This window comes from Curtobacterium sp. AB7 (assembly GCF_044909335.1).
GTDB lineage: Bacteria > Actinomycetota > Actinomycetes > Actinomycetales > Microbacteriaceae > Curtobacterium.
Genome location: NZ_JBIYED010000006.1, coordinates 32,344 through 48,017 on the forward strand (window position 1 = coordinate 32,344; position 15,674 = coordinate 48,017).

Annotated in this window: 13 protein-coding genes; 2 read left to right on the forward strand and 11 right to left on the reverse strand. The window is 70.2% G+C overall.

Annotated elements, in window-relative coordinates; all coding sequences use genetic code 11:
• Nucleotides 1–56: 56 nt before the first annotated feature.
• The 10 genes from ABH929_RS13325 to iolC form a co-directional block, all read right to left on the reverse strand.
• Nucleotides 57–1,250 carry a Gfo/Idh/MocA family protein gene (locus ABH929_RS13325; protein ID WP_404561580.1) on the reverse strand — a complete coding sequence of 398 codons (1,194 nt, stop codon included), beginning with the start codon at nt 1,248–1,250 and terminating at the stop codon, nt 57–59.
• A 146-nt stretch (nt 1,251–1,396) separates the two neighbouring features.
• Nucleotides 1,397–2,509: a transaldolase family protein gene (locus ABH929_RS13330; protein WP_404561581.1), complete on the reverse strand. Its 1,113-nt coding sequence runs from the start codon at nt 2,507–2,509 to the stop codon at nt 1,397–1,399.
• On the reverse strand, nt 2,506–3,375 hold the full coding sequence (locus ABH929_RS13335) for a sugar phosphate isomerase/epimerase (protein WP_111084937.1): 870 nt from the start codon (nt 3,373–3,375) through the stop codon (nt 2,506–2,508). The genes ABH929_RS13330 and ABH929_RS13335 overlap by 4 nt, the downstream gene beginning before the upstream one ends.
• Before the next feature lie 3 nt (nt 3,376–3,378).
• Nucleotides 3,379–4,410 (reverse strand): Gfo/Idh/MocA family protein, encoded by a 1,032-nt coding sequence (locus ABH929_RS13340; RefSeq protein ID WP_263089462.1) that lies wholly within the window; start codon nt 4,408–4,410, stop codon nt 3,379–3,381.
• A gap of 50 nt (nt 4,411–4,460) precedes the next feature.
• Nucleotides 4,461–5,387 (reverse strand): sugar phosphate isomerase/epimerase, encoded by a 927-nt coding sequence (locus ABH929_RS13345; protein ID WP_205464089.1) that lies wholly within the window; start codon nt 5,385–5,387, stop codon nt 4,461–4,463.
• A gap of 50 nt (nt 5,388–5,437) precedes the next feature.
• A complete protein-coding gene (gene iolD, locus ABH929_RS13350; protein ID WP_404561671.1) occupies nt 5,438–7,345 on the reverse strand; it encodes a 3D-(3,5/4)-trihydroxycyclohexane-1,2-dione acylhydrolase (decyclizing) in 1,908 nt (635 codons plus the stop codon).
• A gap of 35 nt (nt 7,346–7,380) precedes the next feature.
• Nucleotides 7,381–8,313 carry a 5-deoxy-glucuronate isomerase gene (iolB, locus tag ABH929_RS13355; protein ID WP_404561582.1) on the reverse strand — a complete coding sequence of 311 codons (933 nt, stop codon included), beginning with the start codon at nt 8,311–8,313 and terminating at the stop codon, nt 7,381–7,383.
• A gap of 8 nt (nt 8,314–8,321) precedes the next feature.
• The gene (locus ABH929_RS13360; RefSeq protein WP_404561583.1) at nt 8,322–9,836 is read right to left on the reverse strand and encodes a CoA-acylating methylmalonate-semialdehyde dehydrogenase; all 1,515 of its coding nucleotides are present in this window, start codon (nt 9,834–9,836) and stop codon (nt 8,322–8,324) included.
• Entirely contained in the window at nt 9,833–10,822 is a 990-nt protein-coding gene (locus ABH929_RS13365; RefSeq protein ID WP_404561584.1) for a class I fructose-bisphosphate aldolase, read from the reverse strand. The genes ABH929_RS13360 and ABH929_RS13365 overlap by 4 nt, the downstream gene beginning before the upstream one ends.
• Nucleotides 10,815–11,825 carry a 5-dehydro-2-deoxygluconokinase gene (gene iolC, locus ABH929_RS13370; protein WP_404561585.1) on the reverse strand — a complete coding sequence of 337 codons (1,011 nt, stop codon included), beginning with the start codon at nt 11,823–11,825 and terminating at the stop codon, nt 10,815–10,817. The genes ABH929_RS13365 and iolC overlap by 8 nt, the downstream gene beginning before the upstream one ends.
• Before the next feature lie 188 nt (nt 11,826–12,013).
• Here iolC and ABH929_RS13375 point away from each other — a divergent pair, with 188 nt between their 5' ends.
• Complete coding sequence (locus tag ABH929_RS13375; RefSeq protein ID WP_214546860.1) at nt 12,014–13,285, forward strand: DNA recombination protein RmuC; 1,272 nt, start codon at nt 12,014–12,016, stop codon at nt 13,283–13,285.
• 206 nt (nt 13,286–13,491) lie between these two features.
• Here ABH929_RS13375 and glpX read toward each other — a convergent pair whose 3' ends face one another.
• Nucleotides 13,492–14,481 (reverse strand): class II fructose-bisphosphatase, encoded by a 990-nt coding sequence (gene glpX, locus ABH929_RS13380; protein ID WP_017886722.1) that lies wholly within the window; start codon nt 14,479–14,481, stop codon nt 13,492–13,494.
• 89 nt (nt 14,482–14,570) lie between these two features.
• On the opposite strand from glpX, the gene fbaA reads away from it, so the two are divergent.
• Nucleotides 14,571–15,599, forward strand: coding sequence for a class II fructose-bisphosphate aldolase (gene fbaA / locus ABH929_RS13385; RefSeq protein WP_404561586.1), 1,029 nt, complete (start codon nt 14,571–14,573; stop codon nt 15,597–15,599).
• Nucleotides 15,600–15,674 lie beyond the last annotated feature (75 nt).

The following is a 15,674-nucleotide window of genomic DNA, read 5'->3' on the forward strand; positions in this document are numbered from 1 at the left end:
GACTGGAGGCGCGGTGCCAGCTGGCACCGCGCCTCCCGTCCGTCGTCCGCGACCGTCTAGAGCACGGGGGTCGCCGCCGCGTACGTGAGCGAGCCGTCGACGCGCGCGACGTCGTGCCACGCACCGTCGGCGAGGGACGCTTCCGCCGCCTCGACGATGGACGCTGCGGCCAGTCCGTCGGCGACGGACGGGGCGAGCTGCTCCCCGCGGCGGACGCTCGCGATGAACTGGGCGGCCTCGATCGTCTTCAGGTCGTCGTAGCCCATGGCCGTGCCGGCGCCGGGCTGGAAGCGTGCGAACTCACCGTCACCCGCGGCGACGTAGTGCGTGGCGTATCCGTCGACCTCTTGGCCGTCGAGGTACACCTCGAGCTCGTTGAGCCGCTGGAAGTCCCACCGCACCGAACCCTTGGTGCCGTAGATCTCGAGCGTGTACTCGGCGTGCGGTCCCCGCATGACGCGGCTCGAGTCCATGGTGCCGACGGCGCCGTCCTCGAAGCGGAAGAGCAGGGCTGCGTAGTCCTCGTTCTCGACGCGGCCGAGCTCGCCGGTGGCGGCGGCGCTCCGGTCGACGATGCCCGCGGCCGGCTTCGGGCGCTCCTGGATGAACGTCTCGGCGAGTGCGCTCACGCTGGCGATCCGGCCGACGACGTACTGCGCCAGGTCGAGGCCGTGCGAGAGCAGGTCGCCGAGCACGCCCGAGCCGGCACGCTCCCGCTCGAAGCGCCAGGTCAGCGGCGCCGCAGGGTCGGACGAGTAGTCGGCGAGCAGCGAACCGCGGACGTTCGTGATGCGGCCGAGGCGGCCGCTGCGGACGAGTTCGCGTGCCCGCTCGATCGCCGGGGCGTGGCGGTAGTTGAACCCGACGCTCGTGATGACACCCGCGCGCTGGACGGCCTCGTGGATCTGCCGAGAGTCGCTGGCGTAGCGGCCCATCGGCTTCTCGATCCAGAACGGCTTGCCGGCCTCGGCAGCGGCGACCGCCATCTCGCGGTGCAGGAAGTTCGGCGAGCAGATCGAGACGACGTCGACGGCCGGGTCGGCGAGGACCTCGTGGTAGTCGGCAACGGCCCGCTCGTAGCCCAGGCGGGTGACGGCCTGGTCGCGAGCGGCCTCGATCGGGTCGGCGGCGACCACGAGCCGGGGGTGCACGCCGAGCTCGGGGAAGTGATCGGGCAGGGCGCGGTAGGCGCGGGAGTGCAGCCGCCCCATCCAGCCGACCGAGACGAGGCCGACGCCGATGCTGTCCATGGGAACTCCTTCGTTCGTGGGCGCCGATTGGAGCGCGCCAACCATCGTACGGGATCGCTCGTGGTTTGTCAGTACAAACGCTGTGAGCAGAAGACGTCGGGTCACCTGGGGCGACCCGACGTCGTCTGCTCACGAAGTGGCTCGGCTCAGTTCGGCGGGAAGATGATGTCCCGCACCAGGGCGTCGAGCTGCGCGTCGGCGTCGAGGAACTGGCGCAGCGTCGTCACCGTGGCGCCGAACCGGTCGAACTCGTCGATCGTCATGCCGTCGACGTCGTAGCCGCGCGCGAACTCGGGCGTCGCTGCACGCAGGGCGTCGATGACGTCGGTCGGCACCTCGTCGTCGATGGCGTCCGGACGGAACGGGAACGCGTTCGCGTTGATGTCCTTCGTCCACTGGAACGGCGGCGAGACGACGAGGTCCCCGCCCTGGAACTCCGACCACTGCAGCGCGTTGCGGAAAGCAGCGACGAGCACACGCGACCGGAAGCCACGCTCCTGGAACACCCGGTAGGCGTTCTTCACCGCGGCGACGCCGGCCCACTCGAGGATGCCGGGGTCGACCATGACGTGGTCCCGCTTGACGACGGTCTTCAGCCAGTCGTCGAACCGGCCGGCCATCAGCGTGACGACGTGGCCGAACTCCTGGTCGGCCAGCCCGTCGGCGGCACGACGGTCGAGCGCACGCTCGATGGCCTCACCGACGGCGACGACCTGCGGCACCGTGAAGGACACCGTCGCGTTGATCGAGACCCCGCGGTAGGCGGCCTCCTCGATCGCGGCGATGCCGACCTTGGTGGCGGGGATCTTCACGATGATGTTCGGGGCGAGCTGCGAGAACCGCACGGCCTGCTCGACCAGGGCATCGGCGTCGCGGTGGAAGCGCGGGTCGGTCTGCATCGACAGGCGACCGTTGCGGCCCCCTGATGCCTCGAACGCGGGCAGCAGCTGCTCGGCCGCCGCGACGGAGAGCTCCTCGACGGCCTTCCAACCGATCCAGGACTCCCCCGCCGTCGGGTGCTCCGCGGCGATCTCGCGGATGCGCGGCACCCAGGTCTCCGGGTCCTGCTTGATGCAGGTGTACGCGATCACCGGGTTGCAGGTCGCCCCGACGGCGCCGTACTCGTGGATCGCGGTGGACAGTTCGCGCGGGTCGGCGGAGTCGTTCCACAGGGCGGTCACGGTCTGCGACGCGGCCTGCAGCGTGACGGGTCGGACGTCGGCGTCGGTGATCGCCGGTGACGAGAGGGTGTCGGTCATCGTGTGAGTCCCTTCTTGATCGTGTCGAGCTGGAAGCGCGAGACCTGGTCGGCGTTCTCGTCCTCGGCGAAGACGCTCGACACCGCGACGGTGTCCTCGCGTGCCGTGAACCCGACCCGGTCGAGAGCAGCCCAGAAGGCGTCGAAGTCGACGTCCGCCTGCCCGACCGGCAGGTGCTGGTGCACGCGGACCGGGTTGCCGGGCGGGTTGGTGATGTAGCGGAGGCCGTGCGATCGGTGGTGGTCGTAGGCGTCGGCGACGTGCACGAGCTGCAGCGAGTCGCCTGCGGCGTCGATGATCTCGTCCATGTTCCCGCCGTAGTGGAACGTGTGGCAGGCGACGTAGACGAAGCCGATGCTCTTCGAGTTCAGCCCGCGGATCACCCGGAGTGCCTCGAGCCCGTCCTCGACGAAGTCGTCGGGGTGCGGATCGATGAGCACCCGGATGCCGGAGTCCTCGATGATCGGCAGGAGCTCCTCCATCGCCCAGTGGAACTGGTCCTCGGACTCCTCGGCGCGCTCGGGGCGGCCGGAGAACTCCGTGTTGATCGTGTCCACGCCGAGGCGCTTCGTGATCTCGATGACCCGCTTCCACTTCTTGACGGCGGCCTCGCGGGCCTCCTTGTCCGGGCCGGCCCAGCGCAGGACGGGCAGGACCGACGCGACCTGGACCCCGGCCGTCGTGCACGCCGCGGCGAACGCGTCGACGAGGTCGTCGTCGGCCGTGGGGTGCCGGTAGAAGGGGATGAAGTCCTTGTGCGGGGTGAGCTGCAGGTACTCGTAGCCGAGGTCGGCGACCTTCTGCGGGAACTCCAGCAGCGACAGGTCGTGGTGGTACGGCGTGGGGTCGAGTGCGATCTTCGGCATCGATCAGGCCGTCTCGTAGAACGCGGGCTTCGCGGTGGCGTACGTGATCGGCTCGAGCGCACCGGACTGCTGCGCTCGCACGGCGACCTCGGCGACGACCGAGGCGGTGTACCCGTCCCAGGCGCTCGGGCCGTCGATGCCACCGGTGCGCGCCGCGTCGACCCAGCGCTGCACCTCTTCGTCGTACGCGGCACCGAAGCGCTCGACGAACGACGGGGTGACGCCCTGCCCGGAGACGCCCTGCGACACGAGGTTGAGCGAGGTCTCGCGGCCGATGTACGCGACCCCGGACTCGAACACCGCGTCGGTCGTGACCTGGTAGCCGAACTGGGCGTTCACGTTGATCTCGACGATCGCCATGGTGCCGGACTCGGTGGTGAACAGCACGAACTGCGGCTCGGGCAGGTCGGCCGGCGCGAGCGAGTTCTTGCGCGGCTTCTTGACCTCGACGCTCGTGATCGCCTCGCCCGTGATGAACGGGATGATGTCGATCTCGTGGATCACCGAGTCGTGGATGAGCATCGACTCGCTGAAGTTCGGCGGCGTGGTCGGGTTGCGGTGCGCGTGGTGCAGCGCGAGCAGGGCGCCGTTGGCCCCGGACTCACGCAGCGCGCGCAGCTCCTGGTAGCCCTTGTCGAATCGGCGCATGAAGCCGACCTGGATCTTCGGGCGGTCGGACGTCGCCTGCTCGAGCTCGACGATCCGCAACGAGTCCTCGGCCGAGGTCGTCAGCGGCTTCTCGCACAGGACGGCGAGACCGCGCTCGATCGCCGGCACCAGCACCGGCTCGTGCAGGAAGCCGGGCGTCGCGACGATGACGGCGTCGATCGAGGTCGCGTCGAGTGCCTCCTCGAACGACGCTGCGGTGATCGCACCGGGCGCCTTCGCCGCGGCCGCGGTCGCGCGGCCGGTGTCGGGGTCGACGATCGCGACGACGTCGGCGCCGGCGATGGTCGAGGTGATGCGACGGATGTGGTCGCTGCCCATGGCGCCCGCGCCGACGACGGCGACGCGGAGGTTGTCAGTGGTGCTCATGGCGGTGCTCCTGGGGTAGATGACGCTGCGTGGTCGGCTGCTGGGGCCGGTCAGGACACGCGGGCGGCGGACGTGGATCCGAAGATGTGCTGGAAGGTGCGCTCCGCGATCGGGCCGGGGGCGTCGACCGAGCAGCCGTACATGTCCTGCTCGACGATGCCGAAGACGTCCGGGTTGATCTTCGCGACGGCCTCGATGATCGGGGCGAGCTCGGGGGTACCGTGCGGCGGCTCGGTCATGATCCCCTGCGACACGGCGGTGGCGAACGGCACGTCGTTCTTCAGCACGTCGAACAGCAGGTCGGTGTCGACCTGCTTGAGGTGCAGGTAGCCGATGCGCTCCGGGTGCGCGGCGATGAGCTTGAGGTTGTCGCCGCCGTAGTACGCGAAGTGGCCGGTGTCGAGGCAGAGGTTCGTGTAGGCCGGATCCGTCTCCGACAGGAACCGCACGGTCTCCTTGTAGGTGCCGACGTGGCTGTCCGCGTGCGTGTGGAACTGCTGGTGGACGCCGTACTCCTCGAGCAGCGCCTTGCCGAGCTGGTCGTGCCCCTTGCCGAGGCGGTCCCACTGCTCGTCGGTCAGGGTGCGCGACTCGAGGACCTCTTCCGTGGCGTCCGAGCGCCACAGGTCCGGGATCGTCACGAGGTGCTGGGCGCCGAGCTTCGCCGCCAGACCCGCGACCGCCACGGCCTGGTCCCAGGCGCGCTGGAACTGGTCCTCGCCCTTGTGGAACCCGGTGAACACCGTTCCGGCGGACAGCTTCAGCCCGCGCGACTCGAGCTCGTCCGACAGCTGCGACGGATCGGTCGGCAGGTAGCCGTACGGTCCGAGCTCGATCCACTCGTACCCGGCGGCGGCCGCCTCGTCGAGGAAGCGCTTCCACGGCACCTGGCCGGGGTCGTCGGGGAACCAGACGCCCCACGAGTCGGGGGCGGTGCCGATCCGGATGGCGTCGGTGGCGGTGGCGGTGTCGGTCATGACGTCGTCGTCTGCTCTCTGCGTGTGGTGTGTGTGGTGGACGGTGGTACTCAGCCGAGCAGCGGGCGCTGGGCGGCGACCTGCTGCTCGTACTCGGCGCGGGCGGTCTGCGTGCTCGACAGCGTCGAGGTCTGCGCCACCGGCACGTCCCACCAGCCGTCGCCCTCGGGGGCGTAGACCAGCGGGTCCGAGTTGATGTGCACGAGGGTGGTGTGGTCGTTCGCCTTCGCCTGTCGCACCGCGGCCTTCAGGTCCTCGATGCTGTCCGGGCCGGGCTGGACCTCGATCACGTCGACGCCGTACGACCGCGCGTTCGCCGCGAGGTCGACCGGCAGCGGGTCGCCGTTGTCGAACGACTGCGTCTCGTCCAGGTAGCGGTACTTCGTGCCGTAGCGCTCGGACCCGACGGTCTCGGACAGGTGCCCGATCGACGCGTACCCGTGGTTCTGGATGAGCACGACGATGATCTTGATGCCCTCGGCCACGGCCGTGACGAGCTCGGTGTGCAGCATGAGGTAGCTGCCGTCGCCGACCATGACGATCGCGTCGCGGTCCGGGGCGCCACGACGGACGCCGATGCCGCCGGCGATCTCGTAACCCATGCACGAGAAGGCGTACTCGACGTGGTAGCCGAGGGCGTCCTGCACGCGCCAGAGCTTGTGCAGGTCGCCGGGCAGCGAGCCGGCCGCCTGGATGACGACGTCGCGCGGGTCGGACACCGACTGCACGGCGCCGATGATCTCCGGCTGACCGGGCAGGTCCGCGCCGGACGGCGCGAACGCGCCGTCGACGGCTGCGTCCCACGCCGCCTTCAGCGACGCGATCTCCGCAGCGTAGGCGGCGTCGACGACGAACGCGGGCTCTGCAGGTGACGATCCGGACGACGCGAGCGACGCGGTCAGCGCGACCAGGGCCTCCCGGGCATCCGCGATGAGCGGCAGCTGCGAACCGTGCTTGTACGCGTCGAACGCGGCCACGTTGACGTTCACGAACGTGACGTCCGGGTTCTGGAACGCGGTCCGCGACGCGGTCGTGAAGTCGCTGTAGCGCGTGCCGATCCCGATCACGACGTCCGCCTGCGCGGCGACCGCGTTCGCGGCGGCCGTGCCGGTCGCACCGATGCCACCGAGGTACTGCGGGTGGTCCCAGACGAGCGAGCCGCCGCCGGCCTGCGAGGTGCCGACCGGGATGCCGGTGGCCTCGACGAAGGCAGCGAGCTCGTGTTCCGCGCCGGAGTACAGCACGCCACCGCCCGCGACGATCACCGGACGCTGCGCGCCCCGGATCGCGGCGACCGCACGCGCCAGCGGCCCGTGCTCGGGCAGCGGCCGACGGATGTGCCACTCGCGCGGCTGCAGGAACGCGACGGGGACGTCGAACTCCTCGGCCTGCACGTCCTCCGGCAGGGCGATCGTCACGGCACCGGTCTCGGCCGGGTCGGTGAGCACCCGCATCGCGGCGAGCGCGATCGAGAACAGCTGCTCGGGGCGCTCGACGCGGTCGAAGTAGCGCGACAGCGGACGGAACGCGTCCGTCACCTGGATCGAGGTGTCGTGCGGCAGCTCGATCTGCTGGAGCACCGGGTCGGTGGTCCGCGTCGCGAACGTGTCCGACGGCAGCAGCAGTGCGGGCAGGCGGTTCGTCGTCGCGAGTGCGGCAGCGGTGAGCATGTTCGCGGCGCCCGGGCCGACCGACGCCGTCGCCGCGAAGGTCGCACGGCGGCGGTGCATGCGGGCGAAGCCGACGGCCTCGTGCACCATCGCCTGCTCGTTGCGCGCCTGGTGGTACGGCAGCAGGCCGGGCTGCTCGACGTGGAGCTGCTTGATGGCCTGTCCGACGCCGGCGACGTTGCCGTGCCCGAAGATGCCGAAGATCCCCGGGATGGTGCGTTCGCGGACGTCGCCGTCGACGGTCCACTGGTTCGCCAGGAACTCGACGAGTGCCTGGCCGACGGTCATCCGGCGCGTCGCGTCGACTTCGCGCGTGGTGGTGGTCACGCGGACTCCTTCTCGTAGGGCAGGCGCGGGTCGAGCTGCTCGCTCGCCCATGCCTGGCGGACCCAGCCGTGGGCCGGGTCGTCGGTGATGTTCCAGACGCGCTCCGGGTCGGGCCCGGCCATCACGTTGAGGTAGTACATGTCGTAGCCGGGGGCGGCGACGGCGGGACCGTGCCAGCCGTGCGGCACCAGCGCGACGTCGCCGGTGCGCACCTGACGGAACTCGTCGATCGGACGATCGTCCGAGGCGTACGTCCGGTGCAGCGCGAAGGGGTCGGCAGTGGCCGGAGCGGAGAGTCCGCGTGCGACCGCGGACTCGTAGTAGTAGATCTCCTCGAGGTTCGACTCCTCGCCCGGCACGTTCGTGTCGTGCTTGTGCGGCGGGTACGACGACCAGTTGCCGGCCGGCGTGATCACCTCGCACACGATGAACTTGTCCGCGTCGAGGGCCGCCGGGGTGCCGAAGTTGTGCACCTGCCGGCTCGACTGCCCGGCACCGCGGAGCTCCACCGGCACGTCCTGCCGGGCCACGTAGGTGGTCGGCTTGACGGTGTCGGTGGGCGCCTCGGCGACCGCGAACCGGCCTGCGCCGGTGATCGTCGCCGCGGTGCCGGACCCCAGGTACAGGACGTCGGTGGGGCCCTCGAAGACACTCGCGCGCCCCTGCAGGGTCTGCTCGCCGTCGCCGGCGGCGCCTGCGTAGGTCACGTGGAACGACCCGGCGAGCGGCACGACGATGCGCTCCACGGCGTCGGCCGGGAGGCGCAACTCGCGCGTGCCGGTCGGGTCACCGTCCGTCAGGGTGCCGGTCCGGAGCCCGGTGTGCGCCCATCCTGCGATGCGGCCGTCGACGACGTCGGTCCAGCCGGCCTCCGGCCGGCTGCCCTTCGGGATGAACCACTGGTCGTGCTCGTGCTGTTCGTTCGCCATGCTGCGGCTCAATTGTTCGACGGGAAGCCGAGGTTGATGCCGCCGTGCGACGGGTCGAGCCAGCGGCTCGTGATCGCCTTCTGGCGGGTGAAGAAGCTCACGCCGTCGGCGCCGTACGCCTTGTGGTCACCGAACAGCGAGTTCTTCCAGCCGCCGAACGAGAAGTACGCGACCGGCACGGGGATCGGGACGTTGATGCCGATCATGCCGACCTGCACGTCGCGCTGGAAGCGACGGGCGGCGCCGCCGTCGTTGGTGAAGATGGCGGTCCCGTTGCCGTACGCACCGCTGTTGATGAGCTCGAGGCCCTCTTCGTACGTGGCGACGCGGACGACGCTCAGCACCGGGCCGAAGATCTCCTCGGTGTAGACGCGGCTCGTGGTGGGGACCTGGTCGATCAGCGTCGGGCCCAGCCAGAAGCCGTTCTCATCGCCGTCGGGTCGGACGGTGCGGCCGTCCACCACAACCACCGCACCGTCCTGCTCTGCGACCTCGATGTACGAGGCGACCTTGTCACGGTGCTGCTTCGTGACGAGCGGGCCCATGTCGCATCCGCGACGACCGTCGCCGATGCGCAGGGTGGCCGCGCGGTCCTTGATCTTCTGGATGAGCTCGTCGGCCACCGGCTCGACGGCGACGACGACCGAGATCGCCATGCAGCGCTCGCCGGCGGAGCCGAAGCCCGCGTTGATGGCGTTGTCCGCGACCAGGTCGAGGTCGGCATCCGGCAGCACCAGCATGTGGTTCTTCGCGCCGCCCAGGGCCTGCACGCGCTTGCCGTGCTTCGTGCCGGTCTCGTAGACGTACTGCGCGATCGGCGTGGAACCGACGAACGAGATCGACTCGACGTCAGGGCTCGTGAGCAGGCCGTCGACCGAGAGCTTGTCGCCGTTCAGGACGTTGAAGACGCCGTCGGGCAGACCGGCCTCGGAGAACTTCTCGGCAAGCCAGATGGCGGCGCTCGGGTCCTTCTCGGACGGCTTCAGCACGACGGTGTTGCCCGCAGCGATCGCGATCGGCAGGAACCACAGCGGCACCATCGCCGGGAAGTTGAAGGGGCTGATGATGCCCACGACGCCGAGCGGCTGCCGGATCGAGTACACGTCGATGCCGGTGCTCACCTGGTCGCTGAACTCGCCCTTGAGCAGGCTCGGGATGTTCGTCGCGAGTTCCACGACCTCCTGCCCACGGGCGATCTCACCCAGGGCGTCGTCGATGACCTTGCCGTGCTCGCTCGTGATGATCTCGGCGAGCTCGCCCTTGTCGCGGTTCAGGATCTCGCGGAACGAGAAGAGGATCTGCTGGCGCTTGGTGAGCGACAGGTTGCTCCACGCCGGGAACGCGGCCTTGGCGCTCGCGATGGCGGTCTGGATCTCGTCCTCGTTCGCCAGGGCGACCTGCTTCGTCGCGACGCCCAGGGCCGGGTCGTACACCGGCGCCGTCCGCCCCGACGACGACGGGACGCGTGCCCCGCCGATCCAGTGCCCGACGGTGGTGGTGGTGGTGGTGTCGGTGAGCGTCATGCGTTGCTTCCTTCCGAGATGGACGAGTCCATGGTGGTGGCGCCCGCGACCCGAGCGGCTGGGTCGTGAGCATCTGTGGAGAACCCGCCCCGGGCCTCCTGGCTGTGGACGAGACCGGCGGCCACGTCGACCGCGGTGGCGACGTCGCCGTCCGGCGGGTAGAGCAGGGTGCGGCCGACGACCAGACCGCGCACGCCGGGGAGTGCGAGGGCGTCGGCCCACTTCGCGTAGGTCTCGAGCGGGCGCGAAGCCGGGTCGCCACCGAGCAGGAGCGTCGGCAGCGTCGTCGCGGCCATCACCCGCTCCATGTCGTCGACGACCGGGATCTTCAACCAGCTGTAGGCGCTGGACTCCCCCAGGCCCGCGGCGATCGCCATCGAGGTGATGACGGCGTCGGCGGTCAGGTCGTTCACGACCCGGCCGTCCTGCCATGCGGACATGAACGGCTCGAGCATGATCGGCAGCTGGAGCGCGGCGGCCTCGCTGACGGCGCGGGCCGTGGCCTCGAGCGTCTGGGCCGTGCCCGCGTCCTCGAGCGCGATGCGCACCAGGAGCTTGGCGAAGTCGAGTCCGGAGTCCTTGATGGCGTGCGCCGAGTACGCCGTGTAGCGGTCGTCCATCTCGAACGTCGCCCCGCGCAGGCCGCCGCGGTTCATCGACCCGACGACGACCTTGCCGTCGAGGGCGCCGAGCAGCGCCAGGTCCTCGAGGATGTCGGGGGTGCCGAGCACCCCGTCGACGCCGGGGCGACCGAGCGCCGTGACGAGCCGCTCGAGCAGGTCGTAGCGGTCGGCCATCGCGGACTCGTCGTTCCGGACCGCCAGGGCGCCGCGTGCCGGGTGGTCGGCAGCGACGATGAAGAGCTTGCCGTCGTCGGCGAGCAGGGAGCGCCTGTGCCGAGCGTCGAGCACGGACCGCACCAGTTCGGGCTGTCCGGCGCGGATGTCCCGGAGGCGCTGGAAGTCAGCGGGGCTGATCTCAGGCATGGGTCTTCTCCTCGGTGTGCGTCGTTCCCTCGGCGGGGTTGTCGGTCAGGAACTGCTCGATCTCGTCGCTCGTGGGCATCGCCGTCGAGCACTCGAACCGGGTCGCGACGATGGCGCCGGCGGCGTTGCAGAAGGCGAGGATCCGCTCGAGGTCCCAGCCCTGCAGCAGGCCGTGGGTCAGCGCGCCGCCGAAGCCGTCGCCCGAGCCGAGCCCGTTGACGACGTCGATGTGGTGCGGCCGGAACTCGACGAACTCGTCGCGGGTCTTCGCCAGCACGCCCTTGGGGCCCTGCTTGACGATGGCGATCTCGACGCCGCGCTCGAGCAGGGCGTCGGCAGCGCGGACCGGGTCGGTCTCACCGACGGCGACCTCGCACTCCTCGCGGTTGCCGACGGCGACCGTGGCGTGCTCGAGGGCGACGGCGACCTCGCGCGTCGCAGCCTCGGGACTCGACCAGAACATCGAGCGGTAGTCCAGGTCCAACACGGTGTGCGTCTTCGTGCTGTTCTGCGCGGCTGTGCGTGCTTCGTACGCGACGTGGTGCGCCTGCCGGCTCGGTTCCTCGCTCAGGCCGGTCACCGTGGTCCAGAAGATCTTCGCGCGCTCGATCTCGTGCAGCGGCAGGGACTTCGCCGTGATCATCAGGTCCGGCGCCTTCGGGGCCCGGTAGAAGTAGAGCGGGAAGTCGTCCGGCGGGAAGACCTCGCAGAACGCGACGGGGGTGTTCAGCCCCTCGACCGTCTCGACGAAGGCGTTCGCGACACCGAACTCCGGCAGCGTGCGGGCGATGTACCGGCCGAAGGGGTCGTTGCCGGTGCGGGTGATGACCGCGGCGTCGGCCCCGTGGCGCGCTGCGGCGATGGCGACGTTGGTCGCGCTGCCGCCGACGGACTTCGAGAACGTCGTGACGTCTTCGAGCGGGCCGGTCTGCTGCGGGTAGATGTCGACGCTGACGCGTCCCATCGTGATCACGTCGTAGGCGTGGGGAGCGTGGTTCGTCATGCGACGTGGTGGACCTTCCGTGCGGCTTCATCGGCGGACGTTCACGACTGTACACCGTGTTTGCCCTAATGTCATGACATGGTTTCCGGGCTGGTCCCGCCGGGCCCGTGGGCGCGTCGGTGGGCCGGGAGGCCCGGTGTCGGTGGGCCGGGAGGCCCGGTGTCGGTGGGTTCTGCCAGGGTCACGACATGCAGATCCTCGCCCTGGTCATCGGTCTCGTGATCGGCATCGCCGTCGGTGCGGTCGTCGCCTGGTCGCTCGCGCGGTCGCGCGCCGGCGTCGACGCCGCCGCGTCGCGCGCGAGCGCCGAAGCGCTCCGCACGCGGCTCGACGAGGTCCGCCGCGACGCCGAGGAACGCCTCGACGCGCAGGACGCCCAGTACCGCCGACAGGTCGACTCCCTCGAACGGCGCTCGGCCGAGCTCGAGCACCTCGTGCAGCGCATGCACGGCGCCGACTCGGCCCGGAACCAGAACGAGTCGAAGGTGCTCTCCGCCCTCAGCCCCGTCGCGCAGACCCTCGACGTCATGCGCACGAAGATCGCCGAACTCGAGCAGTCCCGCAGCGAGCAGTACGGCGCCCTGTCCGCGCAGCTCCGGTCGGCCGCCGAGTCCGAGGAACGCCTGCGCGCCACGGCCGACACCCTGGCCAGCGCCCTGTCGTCGAACAGCACCCGCGGGGTGTGGGGCGAGACGCAGCTCCGCAACGTGGTCGAGGCCGCCGGTTTGCTCGAACGGGTCGACTTCGACGTGCAGTCCTCGGTCACCACCTCGGCCGGCACCGCCCGACCCGACATGGTCGTGCACCTGCCCGGCGGCAAGACCATCGCCGTCGACGCCAAGGTGCCGTTCAGCGCCTACCTGCAGGCCGCCGAGATCCCGGCGACCGCCACCGGCGCTGAAGGTGCTCGCCGCGAGGCGCTCATCGGACAGCACGTCAAGGCGCTCCGCGCGCACGTCGATGCCCTGGCCGCGCGCGAGTACTGGACCGGGTACGACGCCTCCCCCGAGCTCACCGTCGCCTTCATCCCGTCCGAGTCGCTCATCTCGAGCGCCCTCGCCGCCGACCCAGGCCTGCTCGACCACGCCTTCCGCAAGCGCATCGCCCTCGCCTCACCCGTGACCCTGTGGTCCGTGCTGAAGACGGTGGCCTTCTCGTGGCAACAGGACGTCGTCTCGCAAGAGGCGCACGAGCTCTTCCGCGTCTCGCGCGAGCTCTACGGGCGGCTGTCCACGATGGCGGGGCACGTCGACAAGCTCGGTCGTTCGATCCGAGGCTCCGTCGTCGACTACAACCGGTTCGTGGGGTCGCTCGAGCGGCAGGTGCTGCCGAGCGCCCGTCGGTTGTCGTTGCTCGACGAGTCGAAGGTGATCGCGGACCCGGCGTCGATCGAGGACGAGCCGCGGTTGCTCACGGCGCCGGAGCTCGTCGGCGTGTCCGACGTGCACGACGCCGACTGACGCGGGGCCGCGCGCGGCACGCGCGGCACGCGGCACGAGGCGCGCGAGGCGCGCGGACGACGCGCCGCGCGGCGCGCGCCGCACAACCAAAAGCCGTCCGAACCAGGCGTTTGCGCGGTTCGGGCGGCTTGTGGTTGGGCGGAGTCAGTCCGAACCGCGACTCGCCCGGCCCCGGCGGGCGAACCGCCGCGCAGCGAATCAGCGGATCAGAACCACTTCTCCGCACGGTGGTCCGCCTGGATCCGGCGGATGGTGTTCGACCGCGACCGCAGTACGAGCGAGTCGGTGTGGATGACGCCGCGCGAGCGGCGGACACCGTCGACCAGCACGCCGTCGGTGACTCCGGTGGCGACGAAGAACGTGTTGTCGCCCGTGACCAGGTCGTCCTGGTCGAGGACCTTGTCCAGGTCGTGCCCTGCAGCGATGGCGCGCTCGCGCTCCTCGTCGTCCTTCGGCTGGAGCTTGCCGAGGATCACGCCACCGAGCGCCTTGATCGCGCACGCCGTGATGATGCCCTCGGGGGTGCCACCGACGCCGACGCACATGTCGATCGTCGAGCCGGGCAGGGCCGCGGCGATGCCACCGGCGACGTCACCGTCGAGCAGCAGACGCGTGCCGGCACCGGTCGCACGGATCGCGCGGATCAGCTCGTCGTGGCGGGGACGGTCGAGCACGGCCACGACCATGTCCTCGAGGTCCTTGCCCTTGGCCTTCGCCAGCGCACGGATGTTGTCACCGATCGGCTTCTCGAGGTCCAGGACCCCACGGCCTTCGGGCCCGGCGGCGATCTTGTCCATGTAGAACACGGCGGAGGGGTCGTACATCGAACCGCGGTCCGAGACGGCCATGACGGAGATGGCGTTCTGACGACCGGCGGCGGTGAGCGAGGTGCCGTCGATCGGGTCGACCGCGATGTCGCAGGCCGGGCCGTGGCCGTTGCCGACGTGCTCGCCGTTGTAGAGCATCGGGGCGTTGTCCTTCTCGCCCTCACCGATGACGACGACGCCGTCGAAGTTCACCGTGCCGAGGAACTTGCGCATCGCGTCGACCGCGGCACCGTCGGCGAGGTTCTTCTCGCCGCGCCCGACCCACGGCTGCGCACGGATCGCGGCGGCCTCCGTCGCACGCACGAGCTCGAGGGCCAGGTTGCGGTCGGGCTGGAGGAACAGGGAGCCGGTTTCCGTAGTGGGAGTCACGAACCGAGCTTACCGACCGCCGTCGAGTCACACTCCAGTCCGGCTGACTACGATCGGCGGGGACATCACCGAAGTCGAAGGAGATCCACGTGCCCATCGCAACGCCGGAACAGTACGCCGAGATGATCGAACGCGCGAAGGCGGGCAAGTTCGCGTACCCCGCGGTCAACGTGTCCTCGTCGCAGACCATCAACGCGGTCCTCCAGGGCCTGCAGGAGTCCGGCTCGGACGGCATCCTCCAGGTCACGACGGGCGGTGCCGACTACTTCGCCGGCCAGACGATCAAGAACCGTGCCGCCGGTGCCCTCGCGATGGCGAAGTTCGCCCACGAGGTCGCGAAGAACTACGACATCACGGTCGCTCTGCACACCGACCACTGCCCGAAGGACGCCCTCGACGGCTTCGTCCTGCCGCTCATCGCGGCGAGCGAGGAAGAGGTCCGCGCCGGCCGCAACCCGATCTTCCAGTCGCACATGTGGGACGGCTCGGCCGTGCCGCTCGACGAGAACATCGAGATCGCGAAGACCATGATCGAGAAGACGCGGAACATCAACGCGATCCTCGAGGTCGAGATCGGCGTCGTCGGCGGCGAAGAGGACGGCGTCGAGCACGAGGGCACGAACGACGCGCTCTACACGACCCCGAACGACGTCGAGAAGGTCGTCGACGCACTCGGCCTGGGCGACAAGGGGCGCTGGATCGCCGCGCTCACCTTCGGCAACGTACACGGTGTCTACAAGCCGGGGGGCGTCAAGCTCCGCCCCGAACTCCTCGGCGAGATCCAGGCTTCCGTCGCGGCCAAGCACGGCACGGGCGAGAACCCACTCGACCTCGTCTTCCACGGCGGCTCCGGCTCGACCGACGACGAGATCCACGAGGCCGTCCGCAACGGCGTCATCAAGATGAACATCGACACGGACACGCAGTACGCGTTCACGCGCTCGATCGCCGACTCGATGTTCCGCAACTACGAGGGCGTCCTGAAGATCGACGGCGAGGTCGGCAACAAGAAGCAGTACGACCCCCGCGCCTGGGGCAAGGTCGCCGAGTCCGCCATGGCGGCTCGCGTGGGCGAGGCCGCGAAGGTGCTCGGCTCCGCCGGTCACACCCAGGGCTGACGCCGGGGGCGACTGCCAGGAGGAACGGGGCGCGTCCGACGGACGTGCCCCGTTCTGCATCCGGTCGGCTCCACC

Excerpts from the sequence above, each read along its gene's own strand:
- iolD (WP_404561671.1), bottom strand. The coding sequence starts at position 7,345 with ATGACCGTCGGCCAGGCACTCGTCGAGTTCCTGGCGAACCAGTGGACC.
- ABH929_RS13360 (WP_404561583.1), bottom strand. The coding sequence starts at position 9,836 with ATGACGCTCACCGACACCACCACCACCACCACCGTCGGGCACTGGATC.
- ABH929_RS13340 (WP_263089462.1), bottom strand. The coding sequence starts at position 4,410 with ATGAGCACCACTGACAACCTCCGCGTCGCCGTCGTCGGCGCGGGCGCC.
- ABH929_RS13335 (WP_111084937.1), bottom strand. The coding sequence starts at position 3,375 with ATGCCGAAGATCGCACTCGACCCCACGCCGTACCACCACGACCTGTCG.
- ABH929_RS13325 (WP_404561580.1), bottom strand. The coding sequence starts at position 1,250 with ATGGACAGCATCGGCGTCGGCCTCGTCTCGGTCGGCTGGATGGGGCGG.
- ABH929_RS13345 (WP_205464089.1), bottom strand. The coding sequence starts at position 5,387 with ATGACCGACACCGCCACCGCCACCGACGCCATCCGGATCGGCACCGCC.
- ABH929_RS13375 (WP_214546860.1), top strand. The coding sequence starts at position 12,014 with ATGCAGATCCTCGCCCTGGTCATCGGTCTCGTGATCGGCATCGCCGTC.
- iolC (WP_404561585.1), bottom strand. The coding sequence starts at position 11,825 with ATGACGAACCACGCTCCCCACGCCTACGACGTGATCACGATGGGACGC.
- ABH929_RS13330 (WP_404561581.1), bottom strand. The coding sequence starts at position 2,509 with ATGACCGACACCCTCTCGTCACCGGCGATCACCGACGCCGACGTCCGA.
- ABH929_RS13365 (WP_404561584.1), bottom strand. The coding sequence starts at position 10,822 with ATGCCTGAGATCAGCCCCGCTGACTTCCAGCGCCTCCGGGACATCCGC.
- iolB (WP_404561582.1), bottom strand. The coding sequence starts at position 8,313 with ATGGCGAACGAACAGCACGAGCACGACCAGTGGTTCATCCCGAAGGGC.